Origin of the sequence: Natrinema sp. H-ect4 (assembly GCF_041894845.1) — an archaeon.
In the GTDB taxonomy this organism is placed as follows: Archaea; Halobacteriota; Halobacteria; order Halobacteriales; family Natrialbaceae; genus Natrinema.
Window position 1 is genome coordinate 176,456 of record NZ_JBHDYC010000006.1, and the last position, 12,160, is coordinate 188,615.

Consider the following 12,160-nt stretch of genomic DNA (forward strand, 5'->3'; position numbering starts at 1 on the left):
TGGCCAATATATGTAGAATTAGTTATGTACGTCTGACGTACGTTTATGTGGCCGGACGGGCCCCTAGTTGATATGTCGAACAACCGCGTCGAGACGCTCGAATCGACGGTTGCGGAACTCGAGTCGACGGTAGAGGGTCTGACGGACGAACTTATCGAGGCGAAAGAGCGGATCCGCGTCCTCGAGGCCGAACTGGACGCCGACACACCGACGCGCGTCCCCGAACGTCGCAGCGAGGAGACTGAAGCGAAGCCGGACGAAACACCCGAAGCCGAACCCGACGAGGTCGCCGAGGCGGCGGCGGACGCCGAGGGGAAAGTCGAGGAAGAAGCGACCGGTGACGAAGCGGAAGACTCAGGTAGCGACGACATTATCGTCGCATAACTGCGGCCGACACAACGGAAGTGGATGCCGCGGAGGGATTGATTCCCTCGTTTCGGCAGCTACTGACGGTATGGAGGTCGCGCAAAGAGAATGTATATCAAAGCGATCGTCCTCGACAATTTCAAGAGTTTCGGTAGAAAGACGAAGATCCCGTTCTACGAGGATTTCACCGTCGTTACGGGCCCGAACGGCTCCGGGAAGTCGAACATCATCGACGCCGTCCTCTTCGCGCTCGGACTGGCCCGTACCCGCGGGATTCGCGCCGAGAAGCTAACGGACCTCATCTACAACCCCGGTCACGAAGGCGAGGAGACCGCGAGCGGCCCCCGCGAGGCCACCGTTGAGGTGATTCTCGACAACGCCGAGGGCACCCTCGAGCGCTCGCAGGTCGTCAACGCCGCGGGCAGCGACGACGTCGGCGACGTCGACGAGATTCGCATCCGCCGGCGGGTGAAAGAGACCGAGGACAACTACTACTCCTACTACTACCTCAACGACCGCTCGGTCAACCTCTCGGACATTCAGGACCTGCTCGCACAGGCCGGGATCACCCCGGAGGGGTACAACGTCGTCATGCAGGGCGACGTCACCGAGATCATCAACATGACGCCCCACGCCCGCCGGGAGATCATCGACGAGATCGCGGGCGTCGCGGAGTTCGACGCCAAGAAGGAAGACGCCTTCGGCGAACTCGAGACGGTCCAGGAACGGATCGACGAGGCCGAACTCCGCATCGAGGAGAAACGCGACCGCCTCGACCAGCTCGCGGACGAACGTCGGGAGGCCATGCGCTACCGCCGGCTCCGCCGCGAAAAAGAGGAGTACGAGGGCTACAAGAAAGCCAGCGAACTCGAGGAGAAACGCGCCGAACTCGCGTCGGTCGAGCGCGAGGTCGACGACCTCGAAGACGAGCTCCGCGAACTCGAGCGCGAACTCGACGAACGCGAGGGCAAAGTCGTCCGCCTGCAGGAAGACCTCGAGGACCTGAACGCCGAGATCGAGCGCAAGGGCGAGGACGAACAGCTCCGGATCAAAAGCGAAATCGAGGAGATCAAAGGCGACATCTCGCGGCTCGAAGACAAGATCGAGGCCAGCGAGGACGCCATCGAGGAGGCCGAATCCAAGCGCCGCGAGGCGTTCGTCCAGATCGATCGCAAGCAGGAGACGATCGACGACCTCACGGACGAGATGCGCGAGCACAAACTCGAGAAGGCCTCGATCAAGAGCGAGATTCAGGAACGCGAGGCCGAACGCGACGAACTCGAGGCCGAAATCGATGCCGTCGATACCGAGTTCGACGAACTCAAGACCGATCTGGCCGAGCGCAAGGAGCAACTGGAGGACGTGAAGACGGAGCGGAACGACCTCCAGCGCGAACAGGACCGCCTGCTCGACGAGGCCCGGCGACGGTCGAACAACATCAGCGAGAAAGCGCAGACGATCGAGGAGAGACGCGAGGCGCTCCCCGAACTCGAGAGCCAGCGCGGCGACCTCGAGCGGGAACTCGAGAAGGCCGAGCGGAATCGCGCGAACATCGCGGAGGTCGTCGACGACCTGAAAAGCGAGAAGCGACGGCTGCAGTCCGATATCGACGACCTCGACGACGAGATCCAGGCCAAACAACAGGAGTACGCCGAACTCGAGGCTAACGCGGGCGAGAGCGGCGATTCCTCGTTCGGTCGCGCGGTGACGACGATCCTCAACTCGGGGATCGACGGCGTTCACGGCGCGGTCGCCCAGCTTGGGACCGTTCCCGGCGAGTACGCGGTCGCCTGCGAGACCGCCGCCGGCGGTCGACTGGCGAACGTAATCGTCGACGACGACGTCATCGGCCAACAGTGTATCGAGCACCTCAAGTCCCGAAACGCGGGGAGGGCGACCTTCCTGCCGCTGACGGACATGAGCCAGCGTCGACTCCCCAACGCGCCGAGTGATCCGGGGGTCGTCGACTTCGCGTACAACCTCGTCGACTTCGACAGCGAATACGCGGGAGTCTTCTCCTACGTTCTCGGTGATACACTGGTCGTCGAGGACATCGAGACCGCCCGCTCGTACATGGGTGACTATCGGATGGTCACGCTCGACGGCGACTTAGTCGAGAAGAGCGGCGCGATGACCGGCGGCTCCGGCGGCGGCTCGCGCTACTCCTTTACCGGCGGCGGCGAGGGCCAACTCGAGCGCGTTGCGAAACAGATCACGGAACTGCAGGAAGAACGGCAGTCGCTTCGCGAGGACGCCCGCGGCGTCGAAGAGCGACTCGACGACGCTCGCGACCGCAAGAGCGACGCGGCCGACGAGGTCCGCTCGATCGAGTCCGAACTCGAGGGTCTCGACGAGAAACGCGAGGAGATCGAGGCCGAGATCGAATCCCTCGAGTCGGACCTCGAGGAGCTCCGCGAAGAGCGCGAGTCGGTCGACGAGCGGATGAACGAGATCTCCGACGAGATCGACGCGAAGACGGCGACGGTCGAGGAATTCGAAGCGGATATTTCCGATCTCGAGCGCGAGCTCGCGGACTCGAAGATTCCCGAGCTGACCGACCAGATCGAGGCGCTCGAGGCCGAGATCGACGAGCGCGAGGACCGCATACAGGAACTCGACAACGAACTCAACGAGCTAAGCCTCGAGAAGGAGTACGCCGAGGACGCCATCGAGGACCTCCACGACGACATCGAGGCCGCGCAAAACCGGACGGCCGAGCACGAAGACCGAATCGATGAGTACGAGACGGAAATCGACGGGAAACGCGAGACCCTCGAGGCGAAACACGAGGCCGTCGCGGAACTCGAAGCAGAGCTCACGGAACTGAAAGCCGAGCGCAGCGACCTCAAGGAGGAGCTATCCGAGGCTCGGACGGAGCGCGACAAACAGCAAGATCGGGTCAACACCGTCGAAAGCAAACTCGAGGACGCCGGCGAGCGCGCGAGCAGCCTCGAGTGGGAGATCGAGTCCCTCGAATCGGAGGTCGGCGACTACAACCCCGAGGACGTGCCGGATCACGACACCGTCCTCGAGATGATCGAGTACCTGCAGACGGATATGGAGGCGATGGAGCCGGTGAACATGCTCGCGATCGACGAGTACGACCAGGTTCGGAGCGATCTCGAGACGCTCGAGGAGGGCAGGGAAACGCTGGTCGAAGAGGCCGACGGCATTCGCGAGCGGATCGAGCAATACGAGACCCAGAAAAAACAGACGTTCATGGACGCCTACGACGCGATCGCCGCCCACTTCACCGAGATCTTCGAGAAGCTGTCGGAGGGGACGGGGACGCTCCACCTCGAGAACGAGGCGGATCCGTTCGACGGCGGGCTGACGATGAAGGCACAGCCGGGCGACAAGCCGATCCAGCGGCTTGACGCGATGTCCGGCGGCGAGAAGTCGCTGACCGCACTCGCCTTTATCTTCGCGATCCAGCGGCACAACCCGGCCCCGTTCTACGCGCTCGACGAGGTCGACGCCTTCCTCGACGCCGTCAACGCCGATCGGATCGGCGAGATGGTCGACGAACTCTCCGACAAGGCCCAGTTCGTCGTCGTCTCCCACCGGTCGGCGATGCTCGACCGCTCCGAGCGGGCGATCGGTGTGACGATGCAACAAGATAACGTGAGCGCTGTTACTGGAATCGATCTGAGCGACGGCGGCGACGGCAGCGGGGAGGAGGTGCCGGTCAGTGACTAATCACGACGATTTTTATACCGATGGGGGGGACGAGATCCCCCTCGATATCGCGGGCCACGAGGACCGCGAGCGCCCCGGGGATGCGGACGCGAGCACGGACGACGATTCCGACGACGAGAGCCCGCCGGTCGGGGCCGACGGTTCCGTCCTCGAGTTCGCGGACGTCGAAACGGCCACGGAGACGTCCGACGACGACGAAGACGACGAAGACGAGGAGACGGTCGAGCCCGTCGAACTGCTCGTTCAGCTCGCGAAGGACGGCGACATCGACCCGTGGGACATCGACATCGTCGCGGTCACCGACAAGTTCCTCGAGGCGATCGACGAGGTCGACCTGCGAACCTCCGGGCGGGCGCTGTTCTACGCGAGCGTCCTCCTGCGGATGAAAAGCGACGAGCTGTTCGCCACCGACGAGCCCGACGAGGAGGAGCTCCCGCCGTGGGAAGCGCCCTTCGCCGACGACGGGCCGATGGACCCGGAGGGCGACGACGGTCGGGAGTATCCGCCGGGGTTCGATCCCGTCGAGAACCTCGAGGAGGAGATGGAGCGCCGCCTCGAGCGCAAGCACGCCCGCGGGAAGCCGGAGACGCTGGACGAACTGGTCCGCGAGCTTCGGACCGCCGAGCGCGACACCTGGTGGAAGGAATCACGAAGTTACGACACGAGCGATTCGCCGAAGGGATACGATCGTGGCGTGCAGGAGCTGAACTACCACTCGGGCGATGACTTCCGGGTCGACGACGAGCCGACCAGCGACGACGTGACCCACACGACCCACGAGGAGGATATCGAGGCGGTCATCGACGATGTCGAGGCCGAGCTCAAAGAGCACTACGAGCGAGGCCGCGACGAGGTGCTGTACGCCGAAATCGACGGGATCGGCGGCACGCGCGTGATGACCTACCTCGCCTTGCTCTTTCTGGCTCATCGGGGGACGGTGACGCTCGAGCAGGACGAACTGTTCGGCGATCTCTGGGTCATGGAGGCGGCAGTGGAGGCCGAGGCGACCGAAGCGATCGCCGACTGAACTCTCCGTACCGGCTTGAGAGTGACGCTTCGTACCGGCTTGGGAATGACTCGAGCGCCCACAAGCGTTTAGCCCGCACCGGCGAAACCTCGAGTCGATGACGAGGCCGGACGATGCCCTCTTTCGCACTCGTGTCGAGACGTTCGCGCTGGTCCGGAAGCTGCTGCCAATCGCCCTCCTCGCGGTGGCCATGGTCGGGCCGCTGTTCCGGTTCGAGCCGACGGTCGCGATGTGGATCTCGGCCGTGAGTTTTCTGGTGGTCCTCGTCGGCCTCCTCCTCGTGAGCCGCCTCCCGCTGTATCCGGCCCACACCTTCGGGATCGAGCACCGGTTCGAGGAGGAGCCGTTCGAAACCGGTCGGCGACAGTGCGTCCGCTGTGGCGTGCTGGCCGAATCCGGGACGCACCGCCGCTATGCCCGACAGATCGTCGTCCTCGGCGTGCCACTTCACACCCTCGAGTGGGGGAGCAACGACTTTTGTGACGACTGCGTCGCGCTCGGGGACGCCATCGACTCGCCTCCCACGGCCGAGCGAACCGCGGTACCGGATCCGTCGCCGACCCAATCGACGGCGCGGGAACCGGACCAAAGTCGAGATGGAGAACGAGAACGGGCAACGGAATCGCCGTCAGGCGACGGGATGCGGTCGGACGGCGAACCGCCGCGACTCGAGCGGGCCCGGCGCATCGACCGAACCGACGAGACGACCGCGCTGGAGCTCAGACGCGCGTTCGAGTAGACTCACTCGAGGTAGTCGCCGGCCAGCAGATCGACGCGCTCGAGCGTCTCCTCGGGGATCGCCTCCTGTGGCGTGTTGATCGTCCCCTCGAGGGCACTCCAGGCCTCGCTCTCGAAGTCCTCGGGCATCGTTCGGATGGCGCGTTCGACGACCGCGTTGATCGCGTCCTGATTGGCCGCGGCGTTCTCGAGGACTTCCTCGAGGGTGACCTCGCTGTCTTGCTTCCAGACGTCGTAATCGGTGACGCCGGCGACGGTGGCGTAGCTCAGTTCGGCCTCGCGGGCGAGTTTGGCCTCCGGGATGGCGGTCATGCCGATGATGTCCCAGCCCTGGTCGCGGTAGAACTCGCTCTCGGCCCGGGTAGAGTACTGCGGGCCTTCGATGCAGACGTACGTGCCGTCTTCCTGGGTTTTCGTTCCGCCGTCGGTCGCTTCCCGTGCCGATTCCGCGAGGTGGGAGACCAGTTCGGGACAGTACGGATCGGCAAAGCCCATGTGGACGACCATGCCGTCGCCGAAGAAGGTGGGCGTGCGGTGTTTGGTCCGGTCGAAGATCTGGTCGGGAATAACCAGCGTTCGCGGCGGCAGGTCCTCGCGCAGGCTCCCGACCGCGTTTGTGGCAATGATCCGGTCGACGCCGACCGACTTCAGCGCGTAGATATTCGCCCGGTAGGCCGCGTCGGTCGGCGGATGCTGGTGATCCTCACCGTGGCGCGGAAGGAAGGCGACGTCTCGCCCGGCAAGTTCGCCGAGAGTGATTTTCTCGCTCGGCTCGCCGTACGGTGTCGAAATCACCTCTTTGCGGGTGTTCTCGAGTGGCAGTGCGTCGTAGATGCCGCTGCCGCCGATTACGCCGATCGTCATGGCGAGAGATGGGCCGAGCAGAACCGTAAACGGACTGGTTCCTCCCGGGCTCGTCGCGAAGCGGTGATCCGTGCCGGTAGTCGAAACTGATGGCTGTCGCTACCACGGCTCACGAGAACCCAAGTAGCGCCGCCGTCATGTTTCGCTATGGTTGCGGAATCGGACGATGGAACGCTCACGGACGGCCCTCTCGTTCGACCGATGATCCGGCTCGCGTGGCCGCTCGTGGTCATTCAGCTGTTACAGGTCGCCTACAACGTGGGCGACACCTTCTGGCTGGGGGCGCTCTCGCCCGACGCGGTGGGGGCCGTGAGCCTCGCGTTTCCGATCCTCTTCTTGCTGATCGCGATCGGCGGCGGCTTCACGACGGCCGGCGCGATCCTGATCGCCCAGCACACCGGCGCGAAAAGCGGCGACGCCGGACTGATCGCCGGCCAGACGCTGTCGTTCGTCTCGCTGGTCGCTGTCGGACTGAGTACGCTGGGCTTTTTCGCCACGGGGCCGCTCCTCGCCGCCCTGCCCGCCGACGCCGCGACGCAGGCCGAGATCATCCCGCTCGCGGCCGGCTACCTCCGGATCTTCTTCCTCGGGCTTCCCTTTCTCTTTGGCTTTTTCGTCTTCGTCGCGCTCATGCGCGGCTACGGCACCACTCGAGCGCCGATGCGCGTGATGCTCGTCAGCGTCGTCCTCAATCTCGCGCTCGATCCGCTGTTCATCTTCGGCGTCGGTCCGTTCCCCCGCCTCGAGGTCGAGGGGGCCGCCGTCGCGACCCTCATCTCTCGGGGGCTCGCGACGGCGATCGGCTTCTACTTGCTGTACTACACCGACGTAGGTCCGGATATCCAGCCCAGCCATCTCCGGCCGCGACGGGAGTACGTCGCGAAGATCACCCGGTTGGGGGTCCCGACGGCGCTCGAGCAGTCGATGACGGCGCTGGCCCTCGTCGCGATGACGGCGATCGTCGTGACCTTCCCGCCGGCGGTCGTCGCGGCCTACGGCCTGGGCAATCGACTGATCTCGCTGGCCTTCCTGCCGGCGCTGGGATTGGGGCAAGCGACGGATTCGATCGTCGGCCAGAACCTGGGGGCGGGGAACCCCGATCGGGCGGCGAGGGCGGTCCGGATCGCCGCGAGCGTGATCGGCGCGGTCATGGTCACGGCCAGTATATTCGCGTTCCTCTTTCCGGAACCGTTCGTTTCGGTGTTCGTCACCGCCGACGCGGCGGGGAAAGCGGCGACGATCGACTACGGCGTGACCTATCTCCGCTTCGCCGCGGTCGGCTTCGCCTTCATGGGCGTCTTGCAGGTCGTCCAGGGCGCGTTCCGCGGGGCCGGCAACACGAAGACGGCGCTCGCGTTCGCGGTGCTCGGGCTCTGGATCGTGCGCGTCCCCGTTACCGCTTATCTGGTCTTCGTCGCCGACTGGGGACCGACCGGTATCTGGACGGGCGTCGTAATCGGCGATATCGTCGGTGCGATCGCCGCCGTCGCGTGGTTTTCGCGCGGCACGTGGAAAGGCGCGCTGGTCGACGAGAGCGGACAGAACGAAGGCGCAACGGACGGAGCGACGAGAGCCGCCGACACCGAGTCGACTTCGGAGTGACGGCGGCTCCGGATCGGCTCGACCGATCACCGATCCGCGTCGCGACTGACGGACGGACCCGAAAACGGGCAGCGAGACGCGTTACTCGACGAGCGTCCACTCGCCCGTCTCAACCGACTCGAGCACCTCGCGGCGTTCCATCTCGCTCAGGACTTCCGACAGCCGGTCGGGCTGGGCGATCTCCATCTCGATGCGCTCGATACCGTGGTGTTCGGTGAGGAAGTGACGGATCTCGTCGTTCGTGAAGCGCTCCTGGTCGGCCTTTTCCATCGCACTGGTGATCAGGTCCACCATATCCTCGATGAAGTTCCACGGGTAGACGACCCAGGTCCACTCCTCGAGGCGTTCGCCGACGTAGTCGGGCTGGAACTCGCTGGTGCCGAGCAACTGGAGGGTCGCGGTGCGGACCTCGCCAGCGTCGCGGTCGTCGACGTACTCGTATGCGCGCTCGATTGAGCCGCCGGTGTCGGCGATGTCGTCGATGATGAGGACGTCCTTCCCTTCGACGCTCCCCTCGGGCATCGGATAGCGGACGGTCGGCTCGCCGGATTTCTCGGCGGCGCCGACGTAGTGTTCCATCTTCAGGCTCGTCAGGTCGTTCAGTCCGAGGAAGTCACAGAGACACCGCCCCGCGAACCAGCCGCCCCGGGCCAGCGCGACGACGACGTCCGGCTCGAACGCGTCGTCGCGCACGTCGTCGGCGACATCCCGACACAGGCCGTAAATATACTCCCAGTTGGTTATCGTACAGTCGAAGTCGTCCGGTAGGTCGGACATCTGATGGCCACCTACCCGGTCTCTCGAGCGCGGCCCCCTTAAGTCGGCTGAAACGATTCGCACGCCTGATCGAACGACAGCTGTCCGATCAGTGTGAATCGTTTCAGTGGCTACTATAGTGGGGGACCGGCATCCGGCAATTTATAATCGAGTAGTACAACCTAGTTATCGATGCCGCAGACACAAATTCAGGCCGCCCGCGAGGGGACGGTGACGCCCGAGATGGAACGCGTCGCCGAACGAGAGAACCGCGATCCGGCGTTCGTCCGCGAGCAGGTCGCCGAGGGGCAGGCCGTCGTTCCGGCGAACGTCAACCACGACGCGCTCGACGCGATGATCATCGGCCGCGAGTTCGCGACGAAAGTCAACGCCAACATCGGCAACAGCGAGACGACCAGCGACCTCGAGACGGAACTCGAAAAGCTCCACACCGCGGTCCACTACGGCGCGGACACGGTGATGGATCTGGGTACCGGGAGCGATCTCGACGAGATCCGAGAAGCCCACGTCGAGCACTCGCCGGTCCCGATCGGGACGGTGCCGCTGTACGAAGCGGTCAAGCAGGCCGGGAGCCCCGAAGATGTGACGAAAGAACTGCTGCTCGAGATCATCACAAAGCAGGCCGAGCAGGGCGTCGACTACATGACGATCCACGCGGGAATTCTCGCAGAGCACCTGCCGCTGACCGACGGCCGGAAGACGGGAATCGTCTCGCGGGGCGGCTCGATCATGGCCAAGTGGATGGAAGAGAACGGCGAGCAGAACCCGCTGTACCAGATATTCCCGGAACTCTGCGAGATCTTCGCCGAGCACGACGTTACCTTCAGCCTCGGGGACAGCCTGCGCCCCGGCTGTCTGGCCGACGCCTGCGACGAAGCCCAGTACGCCGAACTCGATACGCTAGGCGAACTCACTCGCACTGGCTGGGACCGCGGCGTCCAGGTGATGGTCGAAGGGCCGGGCCACGTTCCGATGCACAGAGTTGCAGAGAACGTCGAGCGCCAGCAGGACGTCTGCGACGGCGCGCCATTCTATGTGCTCGGGCCGCTCGTCACTGATATCGCGCCGGGCTACGACCACATCACCAGTGCCATCGGAGCCGCGATGGCTGCCCAGGCCGGTGCCGCGATGTTGTGTTACGTCACCCCGAAGGAACACCTCGGCCTTCCCGAGGAGGAAGACGTCCGCGACGGTCTCGCGGCTTACCGGATCGCCGCCCACGCCGGCGATGTCGGCAACGAACGGCCCGGTGCTCGCGACTGGGACGACGCCCTCTCGGAGGCCCGCTACGAGTTCGAGTGGCGCGAGCAGTTCGACCTCGCGCTCGATCCCGACCGCGCCCGGTCGTTCCACGATCAGACGCTGCCCGAGGACAACTACAAGGAAGCCCGCTTTTGCTCGATGTGCGGCGCGGAGTTCTGCTCGATGCGGATCGATCAGGATACGCGCGATGTTGGCGAGATGGAAGCGATCGAGGGCGAGGAACGGACGGACCTCGAGTCCTCGCCCGCCGCGGACGTGAACCGACCACCGGTCGGAACGCACGAGTCGGGCGACCTGCCGCCGATGGCCGACCACGAGCACGGCGATCCACTCGAGGAAGCGAGCGACGATTGATCGAGCGCCACACGCACGGCGGCCCCTTCGTATATCAAACGCAAACACAGTCACAGAGAATCGACCTCGTCTTTATCTGACAGACCGTGGTCGAGTCGGTATCGATGGCACCTCGACGACGGACCGTTCTGGCAGCGGTATCGACGGCGACAGCGACGGCGGCAGCCGGCTGTACCAATCTGCTCGGGACCGGCGCTGACGACGAAACCAACGGCTCAACGTCCGCCGACGAGGTAGCGACGGCGTTCGTCGACGACCTCGCGAACGGGCGGTTCGAACGGGCCAGTGAACGATTCGTGGAGAACGGACGGGACCGGTACGGCGATCCCGGTCGACTCGAACGAGTCTGGCTGGCCTTCGAAACGGTCGGCGGCGCGTTCGAGGAAGTCGTTGAGACGAGCGTGACTGCGAGCAACCGGGGCAAGGTGGTCACCGTGACGCTGGCGTTCGACCGCGGCGACCACGACTGCGGCGTCATCGTCGATACCGAATCGCGGATCCGCAACTGTGGCATCGCCGACGAGTACGAACGACCGGCGTACGTCGATTCGAACGCGTTCGGCGAGCGGGACGTCTCGCTCTCGGTTCCGGACTGCTCGCTGTCGGGGACCGTCGCGACGCCCGCGGACGGCGACGGAGTTCCCGGCGTCGTCCTCGTTCACGACGACGGTCCGATGACCGCGGACACTCCTCGAGGCGCCACGAGGACGTTCGCGGACCTCGCCGAGGGGCTCGCCACGCGGGGCGTTGCGTCTCTCAGATACGACAAACGCGATACTGCCTGCGAGGTCGCGCTCGACGAGTACACGCTCGATCGCGTCACAGTCGACGACGCCGCGGTCGCGATCGAGCGGCTCCGGGCCGTCGACGGCGTCGACCCGGACCGGATCGTCGTCGTCGGGCACGGACTCGGCGGCCGAGCCGCTCCAAGGATCGCCGCTCGAGACGGTGATCTCGCCGGCGTCGTCGGGCTGGCCGCGCCGGCGCGGCCGTATCGCGAACTGACCCTCGAGCAACTCGAGCACAAGGCGACGGCTGGAAGCCACGAGTGGGAAGATCTGCGCGCCACGTACGAGACCTGGGTCGACGAGAGCGACCGGGTCCGAGAGGGCGAGTACGAGCCCGACGAACGGCTGCTCGGGAAACCAGGGGCCTTCTGGGACAGCATCACGGCGTACGACCACGTCCAGACTGCGGCCGAGGTCGACGTTCCGTTCCGGTTCCTGCAGGGCGAGCGCGACTTTCAGGTGACCGTGACCGATGACCTCGAGCGGTGGGAGCGCGAACTCGACGGGAAGTCGGCGACGACGTTCAAGACGTACGAGGGACTCAACCACCTGTTCATGCCGGGCGAAGGGGAGTCGCTGGCGTTCGCGTACGCCGTTCGAAACAACGTCGCTGAGGAGGTCGTCGACGACATCGTCTCGTGGATCGGCGAGCTGTGAGTGGGCCGTCCGCCGACGGCGGGAC

The 12,160-nt window shown here is 65.1% G+C and carries 9 protein-coding genes; 7 read left to right on the forward strand and 2 right to left on the reverse strand.

What is annotated here, in order from left to right; all coding sequences use genetic code 11:
- Nucleotides 1–72: 72 nt before the first annotated feature.
- The 4 genes from ACEWFR_RS10070 (at nucleotide 73) to ACEWFR_RS10085 (ending at nucleotide 5,831) form a co-directional block, all read left to right on the forward strand.
- Nucleotides 73–384 carry a hypothetical protein gene (locus ACEWFR_RS10070; RefSeq protein WP_374060899.1) on the forward strand — a complete coding sequence of 104 codons (312 nt, stop codon included), beginning with the start codon at nucleotides 73–75 and terminating at the stop codon, nucleotides 382–384.
- 90 nt (nucleotides 385–474) lie between these two features.
- Nucleotides 475–4,065 carry a chromosome segregation protein SMC gene (gene smc, locus ACEWFR_RS10075; protein ID WP_374060900.1) on the forward strand — a complete coding sequence of 1,197 codons (3,591 nt, stop codon included), beginning with the start codon at nucleotides 475–477 and terminating at the stop codon, nucleotides 4,063–4,065.
- A complete protein-coding gene (locus ACEWFR_RS10080; protein WP_374060901.1) occupies nucleotides 4,058–5,092 on the forward strand; it encodes a segregation/condensation protein A in 1,035 nt (344 codons plus the stop codon). The genes smc and ACEWFR_RS10080 overlap by 8 nt, the downstream gene beginning before the upstream one ends.
- A gap of 97 nt (nucleotides 5,093–5,189) precedes the next feature.
- On the forward strand, nucleotides 5,190–5,831 hold the full coding sequence (locus tag ACEWFR_RS10085; RefSeq protein WP_374060902.1) for a hypothetical protein: 642 nt from the start codon (nucleotides 5,190–5,192) through the stop codon (nucleotides 5,829–5,831).
- 2 nt (nucleotides 5,832–5,833) lie between these two features.
- On the opposite strand, the gene mtnP is transcribed toward ACEWFR_RS10085, so the two are convergent.
- On the reverse strand, nucleotides 5,834–6,694 hold the full coding sequence (gene mtnP, locus ACEWFR_RS10090) for an S-methyl-5'-thioadenosine phosphorylase (RefSeq protein WP_374060903.1): 861 nt from the start codon (nucleotides 6,692–6,694) through the stop codon (nucleotides 5,834–5,836).
- Between the two features lie 147 nt (nucleotides 6,695–6,841).
- Between mtnP and ACEWFR_RS10095 the strand changes: the two genes are divergently transcribed.
- The gene (locus ACEWFR_RS10095) at nucleotides 6,842–8,296 is read left to right on the forward strand and encodes an MATE family efflux transporter (RefSeq protein WP_374060904.1); all 1,455 of its coding nucleotides are present in this window, start codon (nucleotides 6,842–6,844) and stop codon (nucleotides 8,294–8,296) included.
- An 81-nt stretch (nucleotides 8,297–8,377) separates the two neighbouring features.
- Here ACEWFR_RS10095 and ACEWFR_RS10100 read toward each other — a convergent pair whose 3' ends face one another.
- On the reverse strand, nucleotides 8,378–9,073 hold the full coding sequence (locus ACEWFR_RS10100; protein WP_374060905.1) for a phosphoribosyltransferase: 696 nt from the start codon (nucleotides 9,071–9,073) through the stop codon (nucleotides 8,378–8,380).
- 171 nt (nucleotides 9,074–9,244) lie between these two features.
- On the opposite strand from ACEWFR_RS10100, the gene thiC reads away from it, so the two are divergent.
- Entirely contained in the window at nucleotides 9,245–10,690 is a 1,446-nt protein-coding gene (thiC, locus tag ACEWFR_RS10105) for a phosphomethylpyrimidine synthase ThiC (protein ID WP_374060906.1), read from the forward strand.
- Between the two features lie 104 nt (nucleotides 10,691–10,794).
- Nucleotides 10,795–12,135, forward strand: a complete 1,341-nt coding sequence (locus ACEWFR_RS10110) for an alpha/beta fold hydrolase (RefSeq protein WP_374060907.1) — start codon at nucleotides 10,795–10,797, stop codon at nucleotides 12,133–12,135.
- The last annotated feature ends 25 nt before the right edge of the window (nucleotides 12,136–12,160 follow it).